Source organism: Patiriisocius sp. Uisw_017, from assembly GCF_047731265.1.
Lineage (GTDB): Bacteria > Bacteroidota > Bacteroidia > Flavobacteriales > Flavobacteriaceae > Patiriisocius.
Map to the genome: position 1 here is coordinate 3,632,522 of NZ_CP159835.1, position 26,051 is coordinate 3,658,572.

General features: G+C 36.2%; 24 protein-coding genes. 18 read left to right on the forward strand and 6 right to left on the reverse strand.

All coding sequences use genetic code 11. The features are described 5' to 3' along the window. The first annotated feature begins 20 nt into the window (after window positions 1–20). From ABXT67_RS16420 to ABXT67_RS16470, 11 genes are all read left to right on the forward strand, one after another. A complete protein-coding gene (locus tag ABXT67_RS16420) occupies window positions 21–497 on the forward strand; it encodes a Fur family transcriptional regulator (RefSeq protein WP_415375108.1) in 477 nt (158 codons plus the stop codon). A gap of 6 nt (window positions 498–503) precedes the next feature. Further along, window positions 504–1,775, forward strand: a complete 1,272-nt coding sequence (locus tag ABXT67_RS16425; protein ID WP_415375109.1) for an adenylosuccinate synthase — start codon at window positions 504–506, stop codon at window positions 1,773–1,775. Window positions 1,776–1,982: 207 nt separating this feature from the next. After that, entirely contained in the window at window positions 1,983–2,144 is a 162-nt protein-coding gene (locus ABXT67_RS16430; RefSeq protein WP_415375110.1) for a hypothetical protein, read from the forward strand. Window positions 2,145–2,434: 290 nt separating this feature from the next. After that, window positions 2,435–4,195, forward strand: a complete 1,761-nt coding sequence (locus tag ABXT67_RS16435) for an OstA-like protein (RefSeq protein WP_415375111.1) — start codon at window positions 2,435–2,437, stop codon at window positions 4,193–4,195. Beyond that, window positions 4,185–5,369, forward strand: a complete 1,185-nt coding sequence (locus ABXT67_RS16440) for an aspartate aminotransferase family protein (RefSeq protein ID WP_415375112.1) — start codon at window positions 4,185–4,187, stop codon at window positions 5,367–5,369. The genes ABXT67_RS16435 and ABXT67_RS16440 overlap by 11 nt, the downstream gene beginning before the upstream one ends. 142 nt (window positions 5,370–5,511) lie before the next feature. Beyond that, on the forward strand, window positions 5,512–6,915 hold the full coding sequence (locus ABXT67_RS16445) for a tetratricopeptide repeat protein (protein WP_415375113.1): 1,404 nt from the start codon (window positions 5,512–5,514) through the stop codon (window positions 6,913–6,915). A 32-nt stretch (window positions 6,916–6,947) separates the two neighbouring features. Beyond that, window positions 6,948–7,922 carry a DUF368 domain-containing protein gene (locus tag ABXT67_RS16450; protein WP_415375114.1) on the forward strand — a complete coding sequence of 325 codons (975 nt, stop codon included), beginning with the start codon at window positions 6,948–6,950 and terminating at the stop codon, window positions 7,920–7,922. A 7-nt stretch (window positions 7,923–7,929) separates the two neighbouring features. Continuing rightward, a complete protein-coding gene (locus tag ABXT67_RS16455) occupies window positions 7,930–8,952 on the forward strand; it encodes a DUF368 domain-containing protein (protein ID WP_415375115.1) in 1,023 nt (340 codons plus the stop codon). Continuing rightward, complete coding sequence (locus ABXT67_RS16460) at window positions 8,945–9,676, forward strand: shikimate dehydrogenase family protein (protein ID WP_415375116.1); 732 nt, start codon at window positions 8,945–8,947, stop codon at window positions 9,674–9,676. Before ABXT67_RS16455 ends, ABXT67_RS16460 begins: the two co-directional genes overlap by 8 nt. Window positions 9,677–9,778: 102 nt before the next feature. Further along, a complete protein-coding gene (locus tag ABXT67_RS16465; RefSeq protein ID WP_415375117.1) occupies window positions 9,779–11,929 on the forward strand; it encodes a DUF349 domain-containing protein in 2,151 nt (716 codons plus the stop codon). A gap of 100 nt (window positions 11,930–12,029) precedes the next feature. After that, entirely contained in the window at window positions 12,030–12,659 is a 630-nt protein-coding gene (locus ABXT67_RS16470) for a class I SAM-dependent methyltransferase (RefSeq protein ID WP_415375118.1), read from the forward strand. Window positions 12,660–12,720: 61 nt separating this feature from the next. On the opposite strand, the gene mazG is transcribed toward ABXT67_RS16470, so the two are convergent. The 4 genes from mazG to ruvX form a co-directional block, all read right to left on the reverse strand. Further along, window positions 12,721–13,494, reverse strand: coding sequence for a nucleoside triphosphate pyrophosphohydrolase (gene mazG / locus ABXT67_RS16475; RefSeq protein ID WP_415375119.1), 774 nt, complete (start codon window positions 13,492–13,494; stop codon window positions 12,721–12,723). Between the two features lie 67 nt (window positions 13,495–13,561). Further along, on the reverse strand, window positions 13,562–14,110 hold the full coding sequence (locus tag ABXT67_RS16480) for a DUF5606 domain-containing protein (RefSeq protein ID WP_415375120.1): 549 nt from the start codon (window positions 14,108–14,110) through the stop codon (window positions 13,562–13,564). 86 nt (window positions 14,111–14,196) lie between these two features. Then, the gene (gene def, locus ABXT67_RS16485) at window positions 14,197–14,787 is read right to left on the reverse strand and encodes a peptide deformylase (RefSeq protein WP_415375121.1); all 591 of its coding nucleotides are present in this window, start codon (window positions 14,785–14,787) and stop codon (window positions 14,197–14,199) included. A gap of 15 nt (window positions 14,788–14,802) precedes the next feature. Beyond that, on the reverse strand, window positions 14,803–15,210 hold the full coding sequence (ruvX, locus tag ABXT67_RS16490; RefSeq protein WP_415375122.1) for a Holliday junction resolvase RuvX: 408 nt from the start codon (window positions 15,208–15,210) through the stop codon (window positions 14,803–14,805). A 313-nt stretch (window positions 15,211–15,523) separates the two neighbouring features. Here ruvX and ABXT67_RS16495 point away from each other — a divergent pair, with 313 nt between their 5' ends. The 7 genes from ABXT67_RS16495 (at window position 15,524) to ABXT67_RS16525 (ending at window position 22,028) form a co-directional block, all read left to right on the forward strand. Next, window positions 15,524–16,339 carry a 2,3,4,5-tetrahydropyridine-2,6-dicarboxylate N-succinyltransferase gene (locus tag ABXT67_RS16495; RefSeq protein ID WP_415375123.1) on the forward strand — a complete coding sequence of 272 codons (816 nt, stop codon included), beginning with the start codon at window positions 15,524–15,526 and terminating at the stop codon, window positions 16,337–16,339. A 173-nt stretch (window positions 16,340–16,512) separates the two neighbouring features. Beyond that, window positions 16,513–16,767 (forward strand): hypothetical protein, encoded by a 255-nt coding sequence (locus ABXT67_RS16500; RefSeq protein ID WP_415375124.1) that lies wholly within the window; start codon window positions 16,513–16,515, stop codon window positions 16,765–16,767. 252 nt (window positions 16,768–17,019) lie between these two features. Beyond that, a complete protein-coding gene (gene rlmF, locus ABXT67_RS16505) occupies window positions 17,020–17,991 on the forward strand; it encodes a 23S rRNA (adenine(1618)-N(6))-methyltransferase RlmF (RefSeq protein WP_415375125.1) in 972 nt (323 codons plus the stop codon). A 404-nt stretch (window positions 17,992–18,395) separates the two neighbouring features. Then, window positions 18,396–18,521 carry a hypothetical protein gene (locus tag ABXT67_RS16510; RefSeq protein ID WP_415375126.1) on the forward strand — a complete coding sequence of 42 codons (126 nt, stop codon included), beginning with the start codon at window positions 18,396–18,398 and terminating at the stop codon, window positions 18,519–18,521. 60 nt (window positions 18,522–18,581) lie between these two features. Then, a complete protein-coding gene (locus ABXT67_RS16515) occupies window positions 18,582–18,941 on the forward strand; it encodes a DUF4476 domain-containing protein (protein ID WP_415375127.1) in 360 nt (119 codons plus the stop codon). A gap of 163 nt (window positions 18,942–19,104) precedes the next feature. Then, complete coding sequence (uvrB, locus tag ABXT67_RS16520) at window positions 19,105–21,111, forward strand: excinuclease ABC subunit UvrB (protein ID WP_415375128.1); 2,007 nt, start codon at window positions 19,105–19,107, stop codon at window positions 21,109–21,111. A 119-nt stretch (window positions 21,112–21,230) separates the two neighbouring features. Next, window positions 21,231–22,028, forward strand: coding sequence for an MBL fold metallo-hydrolase (locus ABXT67_RS16525; protein WP_415375129.1), 798 nt, complete (start codon window positions 21,231–21,233; stop codon window positions 22,026–22,028). Window positions 22,029–22,103: 75 nt separating this feature from the next. Here the strand turns inward: ABXT67_RS16525 and ABXT67_RS16530 are convergent, their stop codons facing one another. Continuing rightward, the gene (locus ABXT67_RS16530; protein WP_415375130.1) at window positions 22,104–24,137 is read right to left on the reverse strand and encodes a prolyl oligopeptidase family serine peptidase; all 2,034 of its coding nucleotides are present in this window, start codon (window positions 24,135–24,137) and stop codon (window positions 22,104–22,106) included. A 109-nt stretch (window positions 24,138–24,246) separates the two neighbouring features. Next, on the reverse strand, window positions 24,247–25,938 hold the full coding sequence (gene ettA / locus ABXT67_RS16535) for an energy-dependent translational throttle protein EttA (RefSeq protein WP_415375131.1): 1,692 nt from the start codon (window positions 25,936–25,938) through the stop codon (window positions 24,247–24,249). Window positions 25,939–26,051 lie beyond the last annotated feature (113 nt).

Consider the following 26,051-nt stretch of genomic DNA (forward strand, 5'->3'; position numbering starts at 1 on the left):
TCCATCAGAGATTCAGGAATATGAGTTCAAAAACCGCTATTAACAATCAAGCTGTTGTAAAAAATGTATTCACTGCATTTTTAGAAGAAAAAGGGCACCGTAAAACGCCAGAACGCTACGCTATACTCCAAGAAATTTACGATCAAGAAGAGCATTTTGATATAGAATCGCTCTATATTATGATGAAGAATAAAAATTATCGAGTAAGCCGTGCAACGCTTTATAATACCATAGAATTATTGCTTGAATGCGCGCTCGTTCGCAAACATCAATTTGGTCAAAATCAAGCGCACTACGAAAAATCATATTTTGATAAGCAGCACGATCACGTCATTTTAGATAATGGCGAAGTAATAGAATTTTGTGATCCACGTATTCAGAATATTAAAAAAACAATCGAGGAAGTTTTTAATATAGAAATTAGTAAACACTCCCTCTATTTCTACGGGAAAAGAAAAAATCAAGAGACAGACAAAAATTCAAAAGAAGAAAACTAATACACTATGGCAGTAGATTTATTACTTGGCTTACAATGGGGCGATGAAGGAAAAGGGAAAATTGTAGACGTACTTACCGCAAATTATGACATTATCGCACGTTTTCAAGGAGGCCCCAACGCAGGACACACCTTAGAATTTGATGGTATAAAGCATGTTTTGAGGACTATTCCTTCTGGAATTTTCCATAAAAAAGCAGTGAATGTTATTGGAAATGGTGTGGTTATAGACCCTGTAGTCTTCGTTAAAGAGTTACACGGCTTGGATGCTTTAGATGTAGATTATAAATCTAGATTGATCATTTCTCGTAAAGCACACTTAATCTTACCTACACACAGATTATTGGATGCCGCAAGCGAAGCTGCCAAAGGGAAAGCAAAAATTGGATCTACCTTAAAAGGTATTGGGCCAACCTATATGGATAAAACAGGTCGCAACGGTATACGTGTTGGAGATCTTGAATTGGATAACTGGAAAGAAAAGTACCGCGCCTTGGCAGACAAGCATTTAGGGATGATTGACTTTTACAATACAGAAGTTCAGTTTAATTTAGAAGAAATGGAAGTCGAATTTTTTGAAGCCGTAACTGAACTCAAAAAGTTAACCTTTATTGATAGCGAAGAATACCTTAATCAAGCTATAAAATCGGGAAAAACAATACTTGCCGAAGGCGCACAAGGTTCTTTGTTAGATATAGATTTCGGGACCTATCCGTTTGTAACCTCATCAAACACCACTGCTGCCGGAGCTTGCACAGGTTTGGGAGTTGCACCCACAAGAATTAAAGAAGTATACGGTATTTTTAAAGCCTACACGACGAGAGTTGGTTCAGGACCTTTTCCAACGGAGTTATTTGACGAAGTTGGAGTAGAAATGGCAAAAGTTGGCCGTGAGTTTGGCGCTGTAACCGGGAGACCGCGTCGTTGTGGTTGGTTGGACTTAATAGCATTAAAATATACCTGCGAAATAAACGGAGTAACACAATTAATGATGATGAAAGGCGATGTTCTTTCAGGATTTGATGAATTAAAAGTGTGCACTGCTTACAAATACAAAGGAGAAACCATCACACACCTTCCCTACAACATCGAACCAGAAAATGTAACCCCCATTTATAGTTCGTTCCCGTGTTGGAAAGAAGACTTGACAAAAATGACAGAGACCTCTCAATTCCCAAAAGAATTGAATACTTACATCGCATTTTTAGAAAAGGAACTAGAAATCCCTATTAAAGTAGTTTCAGTGGGACCAGATCGTACGCAAACTATTCATAGGTAACTATTTAATGTAATTCTATTATTAAAACTCCCTTTATATTATAGCTATGTGTAATTAAAAGGCCCGTGAAATGAATTTAAAAATAAAACTGATTCCAATAGTAATAACATTTCTAAACATTGAGATAATTTAGGTCAAGAAGAATAATTCCTAAAACATGGTTTTCATAAAGATATAATCATTTATTAAGCGCAGAAATCTGTGCAATTGGGTCTATACGATGATCTATCTACAGCAGAAGGTAATGGTTCAGAAAATAAAGAATATTATAAGAAGCGTATTGAAGAGTTAAAAGTTACAGTTAGTGAAATCGTTATAATACAAGACATTAATGTCATATACATTCCCTTAGATGTCAAATTGATATAAAAGCGTTTGGAATTAAATAATTATAATATCAACGACGGAACTTTAATTAGAGCGGCATACTATGCAAAATAAGAGGAATTTAATAAGGTAGCTTATGTTTGTTATTTTAGGGATAACGATTCTAGCTCTTGTAATTTCTTTTCATTCGTTGGCTCTTTATTCGTAGCTTTATAAACTACACAAAACACGCTATAAGAAATAGCGCAAGTCGTTATGAAAAGAATGAGTGAACACCTTTTCAAGGTTGCTAAATTTTTAAAATAGATTTGTTAAAATATAAATAACCATCGTTGCAAAACACCCTCAAAATAACAGTCCTAACCCTACTCTTCGTTACTATAGGAGCCTTTGCCCAGCCTGCCCCTGAGCCAGCGAAAACCAAGGTGGATATTAAATCTGGGTATTTGGAAAAACGCCCAGAGTTACCAGATGCCATTATTTATACAAAAGATGATGAGGGACCAGTTTATATTATACACGAAGGTGTAGAAATGTGGTGTGACCAAGCCTATGTCTATATAAACGACAACTTTGTAAAAGCCTACGGCGATGTTAGAATCGAGCAAGCAGATACCATCACTATGACCAGTAATTATGCTGAGTACAATGGCAACACACAGTTTGCATTTGCCAGCGGTGATGTGGTTTTCAAAGAACCAAAAACTACGCTAAAAACAGACACGCTCTACTTTGACCGTGTAAAACAACAAGCATTTTATCGCACAGGCGGAACGGTAATAGACTCCGCAAGCACCCTTACCAGCCGGATAGGACGCTACTATGCAGAAAGTAAAAAATACCAATTTATAAGCAATGTTAAAATCAAGAATCCAGAATACACGTTGAATTCACCACAATTGGATTTTTATTCAGAAACTGGCGGCGCATTTCTCTACGGCCCATCCACAATCGTTAGCGAAACGAGTACTGTGTATTGCGAACGTGGTTATTATGACACTCGCGACAACACGGGATATTTTGTCAAGAACAGCAAAATAGATTATGAAAATAGAACGCTATATGGCGACAGTATTTTTTTTAATCGAAACAATGCTTTCGCTTCTGCAACCAATAATATTAAGGTTTTAGACACTTTAAATAAGAGTATTATTCGAGGGCATTATGCTGAAGTCTGGCGTGAAAAAGATTCTATCTATATTACAAAACGTGCGGTTGCGATTACATTAAGAGACAACGATTCTATTTATATACACGCAGATACATTACAAATTACTGGAAAACCTGAGGACCGAATTTTAAAAGGATTCTACCAAGCAAGAATCTTTAAAAAAGGATTGCCTGGTGAAGAATCTCTTAGCGGAAAGGCAGATTCCATTTTCACCAACGAAAAAATAGGAATTACAAAATTGCTGCGAAATCCTGTTTTATGGAATGGAGAAAGCCAAATGACGGGTGATACCATTCATTTATTGAGCAACACAATAACCGAAAAATTAGATACGCTCAAAGTATTCAAAAATGCGTTTCTTATTAAAAAGGACACGATATCGACGGGATTCAACCAAGTTAAAGGCGAAAGACTTACTGGACTTTTCACCAATAATGAATTGGACACTGTGTTCATTAACAAAAATGCTGAAGTAATGTATTACTCCCGTAATGATAAGGACGAACTCATTGGCATTAACAATACGGTTTCGAGTTCTATCGAAATGTACCTTAAACAACAAAGTATTTCAGGCCTAAAATTTGTCAAAAAAGGAAAAGGAAAAATATATCCACTTTCAAAAATTCCTGAAGAAGCCCGTATTTTGAGTGGTTTTATATGGCGTGGCGAAGAGCGGTTACTCAGAAAAGAAGATTTATTTAAAGGGAAACCAGTACCTGTTCTCCCAAAAATAAAAGGAATTCCACTCCCAAAAGATGAAGGCGAATTCTTTGAAGAACAAACCGAAGAAGAATTAAATCTCCCCGTAGAGTCTAAATTAACGCCAGCAGATTTTAAGAACCGAGAAGAAGATGCCACCCCTTTTATAGAACCAAAAAAAGATGGAGACCAGGACACCAAAGAAGAAAAAAGTGAAAACTGACTTTTTTAAATATCAAACACAGACCACACCACATCCATTGGGAGTGGAAATTTCGCACGCCAAAGGCAGTTATATTTATGATACAGCGGGGAACGCACATCTTGATTTTGTTGCAGGTGTTTCTGCTTGCAGTTTAGGACATTGTCATCCCCGAGTTGTTTCCGCAGTAAAAAAGCAATTGGATTCTTATTTGCACGTTATGGTATACGGCGAATACATCCAGCAACCAGCCGTTGCATTAAGCAAATTACTAGCATCCCACCTTCCGGATTCTTTAGAAACCACCTATTTATTAAACAGCGGTACTGAAGCTATTGAAGGAGCGTTAAAACTAGCAAGAAGAGCGACTGGTAGATCCCAAATTATATATGCACATCACGCATATCATGGGAATACAATGGGTGCATTAAGCGTGATGGGCTTCGAAGAACGCAAAGTACCTTTTGAACCTTTGATCCCGGATTGTCATCCTATTATATTTAATAAAGTAGCCGATTTAGATAAAATAACGTCTAAAACAGCAGCTGTTATTTTAGAAACAATTCAAGGGGGTGCTGGCTTTATTGAACCAAAAGACCACTATCTTCAAAAAGTAAAAGCACGTTGTGAGGACGTTGGCGCACTTTTGATTTTAGATGAAATTCAACCAGGATTTGGTCGCACTGGAAAATTATTCGGTTTTGAGAATTATGAGGTAGTTCCTGATATTGTGGTTATGGGAAAAGGAATGGGTGGTGGTTTACCCATTGGCGCATTTACAGCTTCTAAAAAATTGATGGATCTATTACAAGACAATCCAAAATTAGGGCACATCACAACTTTTGGTGGTAATCCCGTGATTGCTTCGGCAGCTTTGGCGACACTTCAAGAAATTACCGAAACCCCAATTATGGAGGAGGCCTTAGAAAAAGAACAACTTTTTCGCAGCCTTTTAGTCCATCCTTTAATTAAAGAAATTAGAGGACGTGGATTAATGCTTTCGTTAATTATGGAAACTTCAGAAATTGCTACGCAAGTTATTTTGGGTTGTAAAGACAAGAATTTGATTCTATTTTGGTTGCTTTTTGAACCGCGTGCCATTCGTATAACGCCTCCTTTGACAATTTCAGTAGAAGAAATAAAAGAAGGTTGCGACATCTTGACACAAGTCTTGACAGAAACCTATAAGGCCTAATCCTAGTACAAATTTCTAAAATTGAGTAATTTACATTTCTAAAATTTATGTTGATAACGCGTTAACAAGAAATGCGGCATAACTGTTGAACATCTGCATACATTATTATCTTTAATATAGTGAACTTATAAACTAGCTGCGTATGCAATTGCCTCCACCTAACGAGCATAACAATGTATCACTTACCCGTTTTGAATCGATGTTGAAAACCAACAATGTGTTGTTTTTTGATTCAGATGAGTTTGAAGATATCATTCACCATTACCTTGAAAATGGAAAAATAGCTTTGGCCAAAAAAGCCACCAAGTTAGGTTTAGAACAGCACCCGTCGTCTACCAACCTAAAGTTATTTCAGGTTGAAATGTTCATATTTGAAGATGAATTGGACATCGCAGATGATTTATTAAATGAGTTATTCCAGATTGAACAATCTAACGAAGAGATATTTATTCAGAAAGCAAACATACTTTCACGACGCGACAAACATAAAGAAGCTATTGTTTTATTAGAAAAGGCACTTGAAATAACCTTGGATGAAGCAGACGTATACTCGTTAATTGGGATGGAATATTTATTTTTAGAAGACTATGAAAATGCGAAGCTTCATTTTATGAAATGCTTAGAAGATGACGAGACAGATTACTCAGCCCTTTATAACATTATTTACTGCTTTGAATACTTAGAGCAGACAGAAGCTGCTATTGATTACTTAAATATTTTCTTAAATAGTAATCCGTATTCTGAAGTCGCTTGGCATCAGGTGGGCAAGCAGTATATGATTTTGAAAGAGTACAAGAAAGCGCTAGCATCCTATGATTTTGCTATTATTAGTGATGATCGTTTTATTGGTGCTTATCTTGAAAAAGGAAAAGTACTAGAAAAATTAAAGCGTTTTCCAGATGCTATAGAAAGCTATAGTGTTACCTTAGGATTGGATGACCCAACATCTTTTGCATTATTACGAATTGGGAAGTGCTACGAAAAATTAGGAAATGATGACATGGCGTTGCAATATTTCACAAAATGTGTGGAAGAAGACGGTTTGTTAGACAAAGGATGGATTGCAATAACCGATTTTTACTACAAAAAGAAAGACTACAAAAAGGCACTGTATTTTATTGACAAAGCCATTAATATTGATAGTGAAAACGTGCAATATTGGAAGCGATACGCCAAAATCAATAAACGCTTACAATGGTTTGAAGAAGCTGAAGTAGGTTTCAGAAAAACATTAGAATTAGGTAATTACGAATTAGACACGTGGTTAACACGCTGTGATATTTTAATTAAGCTAGGCGAATATGAAGCCGCTATTAATAATTTGAATCAAGCAGCTGAGTTTTATCCTCAATGTGCTGAAATCGAATTTAGATTAGCCGGTTTATGCTATTATACCGCCGAAACTATAGAAGGTGCTTTTCACCTTAAAAATGGATTAGATTTAGAGGCTGAGTTCTTATTGATTATCGAAGAGATATTTCCGCAGATCCTTAAATACGATGGTGTTCAGCAAATAATTAACAACCACAAGAGAGCTTCACTTTAAAATTGTATTTTTGATGGAATAACAACATAATTATGCCATCTAGAAGTTTCAAACAATACCTTTTAGTTACTGCCAAAGGACTCGCTATGGGTGCCGCAGATGTGGTCCCAGGAGTTAGTGGAGGCACGATTGCTTTCATCTCCGGGATCTACCAAGAACTCATAGAAACCATCCACAAGTTAGACCTTGGCTTCTTTAAAATCTGGAAAAAAGAAAGTCTTAACGAGGCTTGGAAAAAGTATAACATTAACTTTTTAGTTTCGCTTTTTGGAGGCATTGCCATAAGTATTCTGTCACTTGCAAAAATCATCACCTCTTTATTATCTGAATATCCTATCTTAGTTTGGTCCTTCTTTTTTGGGCTTGTAGTTGCCAGCATTATTTATGTAGGTAGACAAATCACTCAATTTAACATCCGCGTTATTATATCTTTACTAATAGCTGCGGTGCTCTCCTATTTTATAACACTAGCAGAGCCCGTGGGAGATACCCAAAGCACCTGGTTTTTATTTATTGCAGGCTTTATAGCTATTATCGCTATGATTTTACCCGGTATTTCTGGAGCATTTATTTTATTATTATTAGGTGCTTACACTACCGTTCTTGGTACCATAACCCAATTTAGTGATGGTTTATTAAAATTGGATTGGACGATGATTTGGGATGCCTTTTTAAAATTACTAATCTTTGCGGTTGGAGCTGTTGTAGGTCTCAAAGTATTTTCTGGTGTTTTGAATTGGATGTTTAAAAATTATAAAAATAGCACCCTTGCAATTTTGACAGGATTTATGATAGGGGCGCTTAATAAAATTTGGCCGTGGAAAGAAATTGAGACTTTCAGAATAAATAGTCATGGTAAAAAAGTCCCATTGCTAGAGCATAGTATTCTCCCCTCTTCTTATGACGGAGAACCTCTAATTTTATACGCAGTCCTATTTATGATTATTGGGTTTTTGGTCATTTTCTTGTTAGAATATCTAGCCGTTTCTAAAAAACCTGCTAAATAATAATACCGTGTCAAGCAACCGAAATTTATCAGATAAAATTTGGCTCGTTCTAAAGGGACTTTTTATGGGAGCGGCAAACAAAGTCCCCGGAGTTTCTGGAGGGGTTGTTGCCTTCGTAGGTGGATTTTATGAAGAATTTATATACTCCTTGCAGAAGATAAATAGAAAAGCTTTTGGACTTTTATTTAATGGTCGGTTTAAGAGTTTTTTTAGATATATTAATGGTGGTTTTTTGGGATTGTTAGTGCTGGGAATGATTATAAGTTATTTTAGTATATCTAAAATCCTAGATTATTTAATCGTCCATTTTGAGTTATATGTATGGAGTGCTTTTTTTGGAATGATCATTGGGTCTATCTATTACATTGCAAAAGGTTTTGGAAGTTGGAAAAAAAAGTACATCGGTTATTTGTTGTGCGGCATTGCTGCTGGAGTCGCTATAAGTTTTTTAGAACCTGCTAGAGAAAATGACAACCTTATCTTTGTTTTTCTCTGCGGAATCATTGGTGTTTCAGGAATGACCTTACCCGGACTTTCAGGTTCCTTTATTTTAATTCTTTTAGGCAACTATGTTCTACTATTAGTAGACTCTGTTAATGCTCTTTTTGATACTTTATCTGAAGTTTTTATGGGTGATTTTAGCTTTTTTAGTAACGACGAACGCCTACAATTACTCAAAGTTTTAATAATATTTTCTTTGGGTTCTATTGTTGGTTTAGTGTCCTTGTCTCATCTTCTCGGATATGTTTTAAAAAGATACAAAAAAGCAACGTATGCCGTTATTATTGGTTTTATTGCTGGATCCTTGGGAGTCGTTTGGCCTTGGAAAAATAAAGTTTATTCACTTGATTCGTCTGGTCTTATCAAAACAGATGCTAACGGAAGAGAGATAATTAGTGATTATATTCGTTATTTTCCAAATGATTTTTCAAGAGAAACGATTATTGCAATAATCTTTATTATTTTTGGTATGCTCATAGTGTTGAGCCTAGATTGGTATCACAAACTTAAAGACAACCACGATGGCTAAGTTTGGTCTCATAGGCAATAAAATTAACTATTCATTTTCAAAGACGTTCTTTTCTATTAAGTTCGACCTAGAGAAACTACCTCATACATATACCAACTTTGACTTAGAAGGCTTAGAACAACTCAAACAAATTATCTCTGAAAATCCAGGCTTAAAAGGACTTAATGTAACCATACCCTTTAAAGAAAAGATAATTCCTTTCTTGGATCGTGTTGATAAAGAAGCAAAAGCAATAGGCGCAGTTAATACCATTAAATTTTTAAAAGATGGTAGAATAGTAGGTTATAATACAGACCATTATGGATTTGCCCGAGCGCTAGCTGCATACCCCCCGATTAAAGAAAAAACAGCACTCATACTAGGAAATGGCGGTGCCTCAAAAGCAATAAGATATGTACTGGATGCGATGGGTTTTGAGTATAAAGTGGTCTCCAGAACAAAAACAAATGATACCATATCGTATGATGAACTAGACGAAGAATGTATTAGAACCAACAAACTCATAATAAATACAACACCTTTAGGTGTCTACCCAAATGTTTCTTCTTGCCCAGATATTCCTTATCACGCTATTAATAAAGATCATTTCTTATTTGACCTTGTTTATAATCCAAAAGAAACTGAATTTTTGAAACGAGGATTTGCAAAAGGGGCTACCATTTCCAATGGCATGAAAATGTTAGAATATCAAGCTAAAAAAGCTTGGAGTATTTGGCAGAATTAATTTTGCACTTCATACATCAAAAAAACCCTCAAGGCTTTGCTTTCTTATGTCTTGTTAGTATCTTGAGCCCCATAGATAATTTGAACCATAACATTGAAAAAAATGTCTGAAGAAAAAAAAATAAACGAAGAAGAACAGCAAGCAGAAGTACAAAATATTGAAGATACTTCGGAAGTAGAAAACGTTGAAGTTTCTGAACCCAAAGAAAATTCAAATAAAAGCAATCTAGATTCAACCGAAACAAACCTAGTTAAAAAACCACTAGATATTGAAGTAGACTCTGTAATTAAAGAAGAAACTGCTGTTGTAAAAGAAGAAGAAGAAATAACATCTTCTGACGATAAACCTTCAGAAAAAAATACCGAAGAAACTGCTGTTGTAAAAGAAGAAGAAGAAATAACATCTTCTAACACCGAACCCTCAGACGAAACTAAAGTAGAAACTGCTATTGAAGAAGATGAAAAAGACGAAGAAGAAATAACTTCTTCTGACGAAGATCTTTCAGAAGAAGGCAGCGAGGAAACTACTAAGAAGGAGGCTTTAGATTATAGTAGTCTGAATCAAACTTCATTAATTTCAGCATTGCAAGAACTTCTGGCAACACAAGATGTTCAGAAAATAAAAAACAACGCGGAAGAAATTAAAACCGAATTTAACAATCAGTTTCAAGAAGAGCTTGCTGAGAAAAAAGATGCGTTTTTAGCTGAAGGTGGCAATATAATTGACTTTCATTACACCTCAAAAAATAAAGCAGCATTTAATGATGCTTATGGAGAATATAGAACGAAGCGCAACGCTCACTATAAAGACCTAAAGCAAGAACTTGAAAATAATCTCGACAATAGGGAAGCGCTCATTGGAGAAATAAAATCCATTTTAGATTCAGAAGAAAGCGCCAATAAAAATTACAACAAGTTAAAAGGTATTCAAGAACGTTGGAAAAATGCAGGTCCTATCCCTCGCGATAAATACAACACCGTTTGGAACAACTACCATCACTATATGGAAACATATTATGATGCGCTCCATCTTGACAGAGAATTTAGAGACCTAGATTTTAAACACAATCTTGAAGAAAAACGGAAGCTAATAAAAAGAACCGAAGAGCTTACAAAAGAAACCAATATAGACAAAGCGTTTAGAGAGCTACAACTAATCCACCGCCGCTGGAAAGAAGAAGTAGGGCCGGTTGCGAGAGAATTTAGAGATGAAATTTGGGACACTTTTAGTGCGGCAACAAAAATTATTCATGATAAAAAACAAGAAGCTGAAGCTGCACTACAAGAAACATTTCATGAAAACTACAACGTTAAGAAAGAACTTATTGGACTTATTGACAGAGTAAAAGCAGAGATTACTCCATCTCACAATGCTTGGCAAAAGGGAATGAAACAAGTACAAGAAATACGGGATGTATTTTTTCAAGCTGGAAGTGTACCAAAAGAAAAAAATAAAGAAATTTGGGCGAATTTCAAAGAAACAACTCGAAACTTTAATAAGGCTAAGAACCAGTTTTACAAAGATCAAAAGAATCAGCAATTTGACAATCTTGAAAAGAAACAGGCACTCATTAAAATTGCTGAAGACAATAAAGACAGTGAAGATTTTGATGCAGCTACTCAATTATACAAAAAAGTACAGCACGATTGGAAGAGTATAGGTCATGTTCCAAGAAAAGACAGTGATAAAATCTGGAAAGAATTTAAGGTCGCTTGCAACCATTACTTTGAAAGATTACATTCCTTAAAAGACGAAGAAAACAAAGAAGAATTCGCAAATTTTGAAAAGAAAGAAGCACTCCTAGAGGTTACTTCAAAACTCAAAATGAGTGATGATCATAAAGAAAACATAAAGAACATCAAAGAAAAAATAACTGAATGGAAATCCATTGGACGGGTTCCTTATAAAAAGAAGAATATCGACCAAAAGTTTAATAAAGTATTGGATGGTTTGTTCTCTAAGTTAGACCTAGGAAAGAAAGAAACAGAACTCATAAAGTTTGAAAATAAGCTAAGTGCTATGGTTTCGCAAGAAGATGATAGACAACTACAAAATGAACAGTTTTATATTGGCAAAAAGATTGATGAAACCAAAGCAGAAATCATGCAACTAGAAAATAATTTAGGCTTTTTCCAGCATGTGCCAGATGATAATCCAATGGTAGCAGAAGTGCATAAAAATATTGCCCGCCACAAGGAGCAGTTACAACTTTGGATTGAAAAACGTAAGAAAATAAAAGCGGCTCGTAGTTAAAATAAAAAATCTAAAAAAACTCATTACAAAGGTTTTTGGAGTTTTAAAATGAATTAATAGCACTTTGAGTTAAATAATCTTAACCATAATAAGAACCTATATGAATTGCCTTCTTTGTAATTCAATAGTTATAGAAAAATACCATTCACAAATTGATCGTGAGTGGTATTTTTGCTTAGAATGCGCCAGTGTTTTTGTGCCAAACCATATATTACCCTCTTTTAAAAAAGAAAAAAGACGGTACCAATTACACGAAAACAACCCTACTGATATTGGCTTCCAAAAGTTTGTTTCTCCTTTAGCACAAACTATAAAAAACACAATTCCTGAAAAACATACAGGATTAGATTTTGGCTCTGGAACAGGATCTGCTGTTGGAAAATTAGTGCGAGAAGCAGGCTATAATTTATTCGAGTATGATCCGTTTTTCAAGGCAAATAGATCGGTTTTAGACAGCGCATATGACTTTATCATTTGCTGTGAGGTAATTGAACATTTTCACCACCCATTAAAAGAATTTGAATTATTATATTCATTACTAAAACCAGGTGCTTCTTTATTTTCTATGACCAATTTATTACCCGAAAGATCAGAGTTTCCAATCTGGTATTATAAAAATGATCTAACACACGTCCTTTTCTATTCTATAGAAAATCTAGAATGGATTAAAAAAAAAGTTGGTTTTTCAGGCTTGAAGATTGAAGGTCGGGTAATCACTTTGACTAAATGAGTTTATTATTACAGATTAAACCTTTCAGTTTTTTACCATTAATACCGCAAACTACCCCTGCCTATTGCGACTTAGCTTCTTCCCAAAAAACGTCCATTTCCTCCAGTGTCATGTCTTTTAATTCTTTCCCCATTTCTTTTGCTTTACTTTCGAGATACTGAAAACGTTTAATAAATTTTTTATTAGTTCGTTCCAGTGCGTTTTCAGGATCAATTTTTAAAAAGCGAGCATAATTAATCATCGAGAAAAGAACATCACCAAATTCAGCTTCCATTTTTTCTTGATTACCCTCATTGATTTCGTGTTGAAGCTCGCCGAGTTCTTCCTCTAATTTTTCAAAAACTTGCTCGGGATGTTCCCAATCAAATCCTACTCCAGACACCTTATCTTGTATTCTATTAGCTTTTACGAGCGCTGGCAATGATTTTGGGACTCCTTGTAACACACTCGTTTTACCTTCTTTTAATTTTAAGTTCTCCCAATTTTGTTTCACCTCTTCCTCATCGGCAACTATTACATCTCCATAAATGTGTGGATGACGGGAAATCAATTTTTCACAAATATGGTTTGTGACATCTGCAATATCAAAATCGTTTGTCTCACTCCCTATTTTTGAATAGAATACAATGTGCAAAAGTAAATCTCCCAATTCGCCTTTAACTTCGGCCAAGTCCTTTTCTAAAATAGCATCGCCCAATTCGTAGGTTTCTTCGATAGTAAGATGACGAAGTGTTTCCATTGTTTGCTTTTTATCCCAAGGGCATTGTTCGCGCAACTCATCCATTATGGTGAGTAAACGATCAAAAGCGTCTAATTGCTGTTTTCTTGAATTCATAGTGCTCATAAACAAACAAAGCTACGAGATTTATCACGTAGCCTTGTTTTATATATAAAAAAAATATTTATTTTTTTCTAGCTGCTGTACTTTTTGCAGTCCCCCCTTTTTTAGCTGAGCTCGCTTTTGGAGCACCTCCTTTTGATGGACTCTCCATTTTAGGACTCGTCTTTATCTTTGCGGCAGATTTCTCTTCTTCGTTGGCTTCAGTTTCTGTAGCTTCCTCTTTTTCTGAAAAATCTGTAATGCCATTTTTTACTAACAGATTGTACCATTGTACCACCTTTTTAATGTCGCTCGTGTACACACGTTCTTCATCATAATCTGGAAGAATCCCGAAAAAGAACTCTTCTAATTCTATTTTAGGCACTTTATGATTAATGGTTTCTTTTCCATCCTCTTTTTCAGCAATTTTCTCAAAAATCTTTCGCAGTGGCACTTCTTCAGTTAGTGTATAAATTGCGATTTCGCTCAATAAACTAACATTGTGACGTGCGCTAACACTAATTTTTCTATTGTCTAATAAAGACTCTGCTAAAAAACCACCTCTTGTTTGTGTAGCTAATTTGTACAATCCTGGTTTTCCTGAAATGGATAAAATTTTCTCTAAACTCATATACTTTATTTATGTTAAGATACTAACAATTCCCAAAAGTTATGGGATCGCAAATCTATTTTTAAATTTTTAGTTGTGCAATGCTCTTAGCGTTTCTTTTTCGCATTAGGATAACGCATTCTATAATCAATGTTCGTTTTACCCTTACTAATATTATTAAGCTTGCCTTTTATAAGACGTTTTTTTAATACTGATAATTTATCGGTAAACAAAACACCTTCGATGTGATCGTACTCGTGTTGTATGATTCGAGCAATGATTCCTGAATAGGTTTCTGTATGCATTTTAAAGGACTCATCGTAGTACTCTATCGAAACTGTTGCCTTTCTAAAGACATCTTCGCGCACGTCTGGAATACTCAAACAGCCTTCATTAAAAGCCCATTCGTCTCCTTCCTCTTTTAAAACAGTAGCATTTATAAATATCTTTTTAAAGTCAGAAACTTCCGCTTGCTCTTCTTCAGTCATATCTTCATCATCTGCAAAAGGCGAAGCATCCACTAAAAACAATCTAATAGCAAGCCCTATTTGTGGTGCAGCAAGACCTATTCCGCTTGCTGCATACATGGTTTCGAACATGTTCTCTAACAAGGTATCCAGATTAGGATAATCTAAAGTAATATCTGTACATTCTTTTCTTAAAACGGGATCGCCATATGCGACAATAGGTAATATCATTTTACTCTTTATTAATTATTTGTATAAATAATTTTGCAATATAATCGTAGCACTTATTTCATCTACGAGTGCTTTGTCTCTTCTCTTTTTCTTGGTTAGACCACTATCTATCATAGTCTGAAATGCCATTTTACTCGTATATCGTTCGTCTACTCGAACGATTGGTATTTTAGGAAATTTCTTCTTAAAACCTTCTATAAAATTTTGAATATTTCCTTCTACTCCACTCGGAGTTCCATCTTTTTGAGTGGGCTCTCCTACTAATAGAGTCTCTACAGGCTCCTCTGTTACATATTTGGTAAGAAAAGGCATTAAATCGTGTGTGCTTACGGTAGTAAGCCCAGATGCTATTAACTGCATTTCGTCCGTAACTGCTATGCCTGTCCTTTTAGTACCGTAATCTATTGATAGTATTCTTGCCATTAAAGACGCAAAAATAGTGCTTTCAAAAATAGTATGCTAAATTTGTAATTGAAAATGGATTTGAAAATGAAGATGGATTAATAATGGGACCAAATAATTTGCTCCTTCTCCAGCTGCAAATAATTCAGAATGAAACTAAAACTAATAACCCTCATGTTTGGCTAAGAGCTGGCCCCGCATTTATTAGGAGGTGATTTTGGTAGTATTTGACACAAAACTGAAAATGTGTTTCCAAAATTAGAAAGGGAGACTTTTAAACTTGAAGCCGGTATCAACTACAAAAAATCTATAAACTGATAATTAAACTCAAAAAATGAACATATTAAAACAAACTATAGAAAAAGCTTGGGACGACCGCTCCCTATTAACAAATACTGAAACTATCGCCGCAATTAGAGAAGTGGTAAGACTGTGTGATGAAGGAGCGTTGCGCTGCGCTGAACCAACTGCTTCTGGATGGCAAGTAAACGAATGGGTTAAGAAAGCAGTAGTGCTTTACTTCCCTATTCAAAAAATGGAAACCATGGAAGCTGGTATTTTTGAATACCACGATAAAGTCCCGTTAAAAAGAGGCTACGAAGCCAAAGGTATTAGAGTAGTACCTAATGCTGTGGCGCGTCACGGAGCCTATATTAGTAAAGGCGTTATTATGATGCCAAGCTATGTAAATATTGGTGCCTATGTAGACGAAGGTACGATGGTCGATACTTGGGCAACAGTAGGAAGTTGCGCACAAATTGGAAAAAACGTGCATTTGAGTGGTGGTGTTGGAATTGGAGGGGTATTAGAGCCTTTACAAGCAGCACCTGTAATTATTGAAGACGGTGCTTTTATTGGATCTCGTTGTATCGTGGTTGAAGGCGTTCGAGTAGAAAAAGAAGCCGTTTTAGGGGCCAATGTGGTGCTAACGATGAGTACGAAGATAATAGATGTTACAGGAGCAGAACCTATCGAAACAAAGGGTGTAATCCCCCCAAGATCTGTGGTAATTCCAGGGAGTTATACCAAAAAATTTCCGGCGGGTGAATTTCAAGTTCCGTGTGCATTAATTATTGGAAAACGAAAAGAGAGCACCAATAAAAAGACATCTCTAAATGATGCCTTACGTGAATACGATGTTGCTGTTTAGTAAGGTTGATTGAAAAAAACTCTTTAAATATTTCTGATAATAAAACAACGCCATTTTTATTACTCTTAAATATACTTTTAGTGAAGTCGAAAACAAATATCAAATTAGAACTAATGGAAAAGGAACATAAAATTTAAGAAAGTACAAAATTAAAAAATCGGAGGTGCTAAATTTTGCAGCAAGGACGCGTTGAAAGGCTACTCAATATTTCTAAAGAGCGCCCTGAGGAAATATGGGCGCTGGCAGATTTTCAACGCTTCTCTATAGCCGGAATTGAAATCTCAAAAGATTTGATTTTTTTAGCGTATTATCGTATTTCGGTGTTGAAGCTAAAAAAAGATCCTTTAATACTAAAAGAGTACGACAAAAAGAAAGACTCTAAAACAGACATTTGTGCAGAAGACCGGTGCTGGCTCGAAGAAATATAGAACTGAAAAAAAATATTTATCAAAGAAAAGAGACCGTCTTAAAAACAAAAAATGGCAAATGAATGCGCCCGTGTTTCTCTGTTTATAGTGTTCCCATTTAGAACCTTCGTTGAAGTTATCTTTTTCTTGGAAGTTAAAAAAAGACAGGTTCTACAGAAAAGCGAAACAACAGAAAGATATAACAATCGCAATTGGACTATTTGTTATACTTTGCGTGCTCTATTCAAATTTATTTTAATCAAGAATACAACCATGTCTAAAAAACCATCCCAATTAAAATCAAGACTCCACCCTCGTAATAAAAATATAGAACGATATGATCTTGACGCATTGGTAAAAGCTATTCCTTCATTAAAAAAGTTTGTAACGCCTAATAAATATGGTGATGACAGTGTCGCTTTCTCAAATCCTGAAGCCGTAAAAAGTTTGAACAAAGCACTACTCCATTACTATTATGGAATTGAACATTGGGATTTTCCAGATGAGAATCTAACGCCACCCATTCCTGGGCGTGCAGATTACCTTCATCATCTCGCAGATGTGTTGCGCGAACATAACTTCGGAAAAATTCCCACAGGAGCTATGATTACTTGTTTTGACATTGGCACGGGAGCAAGCTGTATATATCCTATTCTTGGGGTTACTGAATACGATTGGAATTTTATAGCTTCGGATATTGATCCAAAATCGATCGCTTCGGCTGAAAAAATTGTAGCTGCAAATCCATCACTAAAAGGCAAAGTCGAATTAAAACTACAAGAAAACCCAAGAGATATTTTATTCGGAATTATTCCACGTGAAAGCAAAATAGACCTCGCGATGTGTAACCCACCATTTCACGCCTCAGTTGAAGATGCAGAAAAAGGATCCATCAGAAAAATACAGAACCTTACCGGAAAGGAAATAGAGAAAGCGACACTAAATTTCGCAGGAAAATATTCAGAAATGGTAACCTATGGTGGCGAGTACAAATTCATCCATAATTTAATTAGAGAGAGTAAAACATATGCTGAAAATTGCTATTGGTTTTCTACTTTAGTATCCAAACAATCCAACGTAAAAGGAATCCAAAAAGCCCTACGCACGGCAGATGCCACTGAGATTAAAACAATCCCAATGGGAACTGGTAATAAGTCTTCACGAATTATTGCGTGGACTTTTCTGTCAAAAGAAGATCAAAAAGAATGGAAACTTCAACGATGGAAAAGCAAAAGCGATCAATAGCAAATAATAATTTTCTTATTTGCGCTTCTTAAATTAGCACTATTCCAGGATTACAATGGCATCACTTTTCAAAAGAGGTACTACCAAACCTGCGATTATGAAAAAAAGTATCACTCCCATTGGCATTGACGCGAGCCAGTCAAAGCATTTTATCGCAACATTCAGGTTTAACAATATTTAGTGAAGGTGAAAACTCATTTTATCTGGTTTTAAATAGGGTGCGTCAAAACACAAATCCTGCGGTCAACATTCGCGTTGATTTCCTTAAGGAATGAATACTTTAGTAAAGGGTTATTTTGCAGATTCGAACATTCCCTCAATCATAAAGAAAACACTTATGACGCTAGATCCAGATCGCTATCGCGGTGATATAACCTATAAAAGAGGATCGAAAAGGTGAAAAAGTGCTGCGCTTTTATTTGTTTACCGATTACAAACCAGCCCCTACAATTCAAGAAGATGTAACGGCTGTAGCATACAACAATTCGCCAATGCCTTTTGTAGTGATTAATAACACAACGATTAATTAAACCAACACCCTCATAAATCAAAACCATATAAACATTGGTGAAGGCACTGGCGGAATTGATATGAACATTTATGAGGCTGCTACTAGAAATCAAATCCCAGTAGAAATAATTGTGATTGAGGAGCCTGATTGCTATGCGATGAATAATAATGACTTTAACAAAGCATTAGAAGCGATTAAAAATAAAACCTGCTCAGAGGCTCAGCCAAGAGTTGCCAAACAAATAGCGCAGCGCATTTTCGGGTCTTATAAACAAATAACAATTATCAAGACGCGCTTTTCATTTGACAGCAATAAATTAGAATTTGCAAAATATGCATACCTATTTTGCTTCAATCCATACAATTACTGGAAAGCAAATGATGCTTTCGGTTTTGACAGCGCCATAGATGAACTAAACCTATTTTTAGAAGGCCCCTAGGCTATTTAATTTCCTAATTAAAACTTTTTGTAAGCAAAGCGCGCGTTTCAAAAACTATCGCTTTTATTAATTAATAAAGCAGAGAAGTTTAACATCTCTTTGACAATAACTTGCCGTTTCAAATCTCAAGAAACAGGTTCTTTTTAACTAGATTTGTAGCTATATGAAGTTCAATATAGTATCAGATTTTAAACCCACTGGAGATCAGCCCACCGCTATTAAATCATTGGTAAACGGGATTGAAACCAAAGAAAAGTACCAGACCCTTCTAGGGGTAACTGGAAGTGGAAAAACCTTTACCGTTGCTAATGTAATTGAACAAACGCAACGCCCTACCCTGGTACTCGCACACAACAAAACTTTAGCAGCACAATTGTATACTGAGTTCAAACAATTTTTCCCCAACAATGCGGTGGAATATTTTGTTTCCTACTACGATTATTATCAGCCAGAAGCATTTATCCCAACCAGCGGGACTTACATAGAAAAGGACCTTTCCATTAACGAAGAAATTGAAGTAATGCGTTTGAGTACGACCTCGTCCTTACTTTCAGGAAGACGGGACGTTATTGTGGTAGCATCCGTTTCCTGTATCTACGGAATTGGAAACCCCGTCGAATTTCAAAAGAACGTTATTGATTTAAAAAAAGGTCAAATAATTTCTCGGACTAAGTTATTGCATAAGCTAGTTCAAAGTCTGTATTCAAGAACTGAAGCAGAATTTAAGCATGGAAACTTTAGAATTAAAGGCGATACAGTAGATGTATTTCCAAGCTATGCAGACAACGCTTTTAGAATCCATTTTTTTGGAGACGAAATTGAAGAAATTGAAGCTTTCAATCCACTAAACAACGAAGTGATTGAGAAATATCCACAACTAAATATCTATCCTGCAAATATGTTTGTTACCTCTCCAGATGTATTGCAAGGGGCTATTCGCGAAATACAAGACGATCTGGTAAAACAAATAGAGTATTTTAAAGAAATAGGAAAGCATTTAGAAGCAAAACGCTTGGAAGAACGCACCAATTTTGATTTAGAAATGATACGAGAGCTTGGCTATTGCAGCGGTATCGAAAACTATTCTCGCTATTTAGACAGAAGACTTCCTGGAACAAGACCTTTCTGTTTATTGGATTATTTTCCAGATGATTATTTGATGATTGTAGATGAAAGTCATGTAAGCGTATCTCAAGTGAGTGCTATGTATGGCGGCGATCGTTCTCGTAAAGAAAACCTCGTTGAATACGGCTTTAGATTGCCCGCTGCTATGGATAACCGCCCGCTAAAATTTGAGGAATGGGAAGCACTTCAAAATCAGGTAATCTATGTGAGCGCTACTCCTGCAGATTATGAACTCGCAAAAACTGACGGGGTCTTTGTGGAGCAAATAATTCGTCCTACTGGATTACTAGATCCCCCTATTGAAGTAAGGCCTAGCTTAAATCAGATTGATGATTTAATCGAAGAAATGCAAAAACGAATTGAGAAAGACGAACGCGTTCTTGTAACAACCCTTACCAAAAGAATGGCAGAAGAATTGACCAAATACTTAAGCCGAGTTAATATTAGATGCCGCTATATTCATAGCGACGTGGACACCTTGGAACGGGTAGAAATTATGCAAGATTTACGTTTGGGGATATTTGATGTCCTCATTGGTGTAAACCTGTTAAGGGAAGGACTTGATTTACCAGAAGTATCACTCGTAGCAATTTTAGACGCAGATAAAGAAGGATTCTTAAGAAGTAACCGTTCCTTAACACAAACTGTAGGTCGTGCCGCAAGACACCTCAACGGTAAAGCAATCATGTACGCAGATAAAATCACTCGAAGCATGCAAGCAACCATTGATGGTACTGAATACCGCCGAAGCAAACAAATGGCCTATAACAAAGCAAACAATATTACCCCTACTGCAATCAAAAAGAGTTTTGAAAACTCACTAACAAAATCAAAGCAAGAGGCTTATACGATTGAAAATGCGGAGACACTTTCAGCTGCAGAGCCCGAAGGGCAATACCTTACAAAACCACAAATAGAAAAGAAAATACGCGATACTCGAAAAGCGATGGAGAAAGCTGCTAAAGAACTAGACTTTATGATGGCTGCAAAGCTCCGAGATAAAATTAAGGTTTGGCAGAAGTCGTTGGAAGAGATGACATCTTAGTAAGCAGTATTCATTTGCAATAGGCAGTTTTTAGTGTTTCATTTTTTTTACGATTCCTTTTAAATAAATTAAAGTTGCCTTGCGCTATCTTGGTAAATTAACTAAAATATCAAAAACACATGAAACCTTATTTAGCACTTTTCGTATTTCTATCTATTATAAGCTGTAAAGATGGGGCAACAAAGGATTACAAAGAAACAGCTCTTGTAACCAATGAATTGAATAGTATCGAAACTAAGATTACAGATGAAGAAAGCTTTAATATCACACCAATATCACACGCTACGATGATATTAAAATGGGATGGAGTAATATTTTATGTAGATCCCGTTGGAGGTACCGAAGCATTTAACGAACAACCAAAACCTGACATTATATTAATTACAGATATTCACGGCGATCACTTAAATTTAGAAACACTCGCTGCAGTAGTTGTTGAGAACACGCACATCATTGCGCCTAAAGCCGTAGCTGATAAATTACCTGAAGATTTGAAATCTAAAACTAAAATCATAGCTAATGGAGAAAACTCTAAAGTATTGAAATTTAATATTGGAGCAATCCCGATGTATAATTTACGTCCAGAAGCCTTAAAGTTTCACGCCAAAGGGCGCGGTAATGGGTACGTCCTAGAAAAAGCTAACAAACGTATTTATATCTCTGGAGACACTGAGGACATCCCAGAAATGCGGGAGCTTAAAAATATAGATATGGCATTTGTCTGCATGAATTTACCCTACACAATGACTGTTGAAAGTGCGGCAGATGCGGTACTCGCTTTTAAACCTAAAACGGTGTACCCATACCACTACAGAGGCACAGGAGGATTGAGTGATGTTTCAAAATTTAAGAAGCTTGTAAATGCAGGAAATTCTGAAATAAAAATTATGCAGTTAGATTGGTATCCACAAAAGTAATCTGTATATAAATAGCTAACTCATTGATATTTTAAAATAATAAAACAACCTCATCCCGAGCAGGCTCCCTGCTGCTTATTTAAACTTCTCCAACCACGCTAATGTATGCGCTATTTTAGCAATTAGATTGCTTGGTCTTGATGCAATTCCGTGAGATGCCTCTGGGATTTCCACGAGAACAGTTTCTATTTTTCTAAGCTTTAGGGCGTGGTATAATTGTTTTGCTTCGCTGGGAGGCGTCCTTAAGTCATTCATCCCAACCATTACCATGGTTGGGGTTTCTATATTCCCTACTAATGACAATGGTGAAAACTTCCAGTAGCCTTCAAAATTTTCCCAAGGTTGCCCAGGATATCGTGAATTTGCATAGCCATAATAATTATCTGCTACTAAGGTTTTACTAATCCAATTAATTACTGGTTTTGCCACAACAGCAGCCTTAAAACGATTGTTCTTTCCAATCATCCAAGCGGTCATTATTCCGCCAGCACTTCCTCCTGTTACGTACAATCTATCTGCGAGAATATTCCCCTTTTTAATAAGTGCATCTACTCCATCCATAACATCGTTATAATCTTCGCCTGGATAGTTGTTGTATAGTAAATTTCCGAATTCCTCACCATAGCCTGTGCTCCCTCTTGGGTTGGGATAAAATACAATATATCCCGCAGCGGCATATAGTTGAATTTCAGCAGTAAAATGTGGACCATAATTTAAAATAGGACCCCCGTGATTTTCAACAAGCATTGGATATTTCTGGCTTGCACTAAAATTAGGAGGATATACAATATAGCCTTGAATATCTCGCCCATCTGCGGTTGATTTATACCAAACCTCTTCAACGTTGCCTAACTTTCGGTAAGCAAGGAGGTCTTCATTTATTCCTGTGATTGTAGTTGCTGTTTTTCCTTTTTCAGTAATCGCAATATCTGCAGGCCTTTCTGGGCTTGAAATGGTATAGGCGATTGTACCTTTTTTCGCAACTGAAAAACTTCCACTCGCATAAGGCCTGCCCAAGGTTGTTCCGCCGAGATTAGTGGCAATATCTGTTACTTTTCCGCTGAGCGAAATATATGCTAGTTTTGTGATGCCTTTGTCTTCATATTTAAAGTATAATCCTTTACTATCACTCGCCCAAGTTGGGTTTTTAATACTGCGATCCAAACCAGAAGAAATCGATTTTTGACCGCTGCCATCTGGATTCATGAGGTGCAATTGGGCTACTTGATACGTTTGTACTTTATCCTCAAAACCTACATAAGCAATGTGTTTACCATTAGGAGAAATTTGAGGTTGACGATCTGGCCCATTTCGGCTGGTCAAAGCATTTATAGTTCCGTTTTGCATATTAAATTCGTAGACTTCACTATTTCTAAAATCATATTCCCAATCTTTGTTTCGGTTTGCTGAAAAATAAATTTTTGAGCCATTGGGAGACCAAGACAAGTTTCCACCGTGATTAAAATCGCCACTCGTTAATTGGCGAGCGGTACCACCGTCTGAAGAAATGCTAAAAACATGAGTAAATCCCGGTTTTAAATATCCTACCCCGTCTGCTTCGTGTTTTAATCGGTCTGTAATTCTTGGTGATTTTGCCCATTCTGCATCTTTAGGTTTTGAAGGCATTTTTGCAATCACAGGAGCTTTGGCATTTACTTTCATGGTGAACGCAATTTGTGAGTCATCAATAGACCACGCTAAATTCGACGGACTATTTTCTAGCTGCGTTAGTTTAGCGATTGCACCACTTTGAATCCAATAAACATAAATTTCGCTCCCATTTTCGGTACTGCTTTTAAATGCAATTTTAGTCCCGTCGTGCGACCACTTTGCATTGCTTTCATTGCCTTCGCGTGCTGTAAGCTTGCGATGTTCTTTTCCATTTGCAGAAACCAACCATAAATTGCCTTTACTCCTATCTTTCATAACATCAAAACCGGTACGACGATATACCACCCAATTTCCGTCTGGCGAAATTTGAGGATCACCTGTGTATTCCAATTCAAATACATCCAGATATTCAAAGTTTTTTTTGACTTGTGCGGCTGAATTTGAAGCCACGAGACTGAATCCAAAAAAGAAAATAATAGCTAAAAAAGGAGTTTTCATAAATTGATTTAATTTGATTCTTAAAGATAGTTGTTTGAAAGTATTTACTAAAACAAAACCCGCTACCAAAATTTTTGATAGCGGGTTTATTATTAAAGTTATGTTTTAGTTAGCGAACCAACTTCTTATACTTTATTCGTTTTGGGATTAAATCTCCACCCAGACGTTTCTTTTTACCTTCTTCGTATTCACTAAAACCACCTTCAAAGAAGTATACTTGGCTATCCCCTTCAAAAGCTAGGATATGCGTGCAAATCCTATCTAAAAACCAACGGTCGTGACTAATTACCACGGCACAACCTGCAAAGTTTTCTAATCCTTCTTCAAGTGCTCTTAGTGTGTTTACATCTAAATCGTTTGTAGGCTCATCAAGTAACAGTACGTTTCCTTCTTCCTTTAAAGTCATTGCCAAGTGCAAACGGTTGCGTTCTCCACCTGAAAGTAAACTTACCTTCTTGTTTTGTTCACTACCACTAAAGTTGAATCGACTTAAATAAGCTCTAGAATTTACTTCCTTACCGCCCATCATCACTAATTCTTGTTCGTCGCTAAAGTTTTGCCAGATTGTTTTCTCTTGATCTATGTTACTATGTGCTTGATCTACATAGGCAATCTTAGCTGTTTCCCCTGTAGTAAACGACCCTTTGTCTGGTGTTTCTTCTCCCATAATCATTCTAAAAATGGTAGTTTTTCCTGCACCGTTAGGTCCAATAACACCCACAATACCTGCTTGCGGTAGATTAAAATTTAAATCTTCATACAGTAGTTTATCGCCATAGGCTTTACTAACCCCGGAAGCCTCAATCACATTGGTTCCTAAACGAGGACCATTGGGGATATAGATTTCTAATTTTTCGTCAAGCTGCTTTTGATCTTGACTCATTAATTTATCGTAATTATTTAAACGCGCTTTCTGTTTGGTTTGTCTTCCTTTTGCTCCTTGACGTACCCATTCTAATTCGCGTTCTAATGTTTTTTGACGCTTGCTTGCTGTTTTACTTTCTTGCGCCATTCGCTTAGATTTTTGATCTAACCACGAAGAGTAATTCCCTTTCCACGGAATGCCTTCTCCTCTATCCAACTCTAAAATCCAGCCTGCAACATTGTCCAAGAAGTATCTATCGTGTGTTACTGCGATCACCGTCCCTTTGTATTGTGCTAAATGGTGTTCTAACCAGTGAACACTTTCTGCATCCAAGTGATTGGTGGGCTCATCGAGTAATAATACATCAGGTTCTTGTAATAATAACCTACACAATGCAACTCTGCGTTTTTCTCCTCCAGATAGTGGTCCTATTTTTTTATCGCCATCTGGAGTGCGCAATGCATCCATTGCAATTTCTAGTTTGGTTTCCAACTCCCAAGCATTTGAGGCATCAATCTGGTCTTGCAAGACTGATTGACGTGCCATTAACTTGTCCATTTTATCAGCATCACTATAGACCTCTTCTAAACCAAAAGAATCGTTTATTTTATTATATTCGTCAAGAATAGCAACGGTTTCTGCAGCTCCTTCTTTTACGATATCCATCACCGTTTTCTCAGGATCTAATTGTGGATCTTGCTCTAAATAGCCCACCGAATAGCCAGGAGCAAAAACAACGTCACCTTGATAGTTTTTATCAACACCTGCAATGATTTTTAGAAGGGTAGATTTACCACTCCCATTGAGACCTAAAATCCCAATTTTAGCGCCGTAGAAAAAACTGAGATATATATTTTTAAGCACAGGAGATTGTGCTGTTTTAAAGGTCTTGGTCAAACCAGACATAGAGAATATTACTTTTTTATCGTCAGCCATTATTCAAAAGAGTTTATGAGTTGAAATGTTTATACGTTGTTGTCAAATGAGTTTTACTATCAATTTAAACTAAGAAATTTTATTATTATCGAAGCTCGGTTTAGCATTTGTGA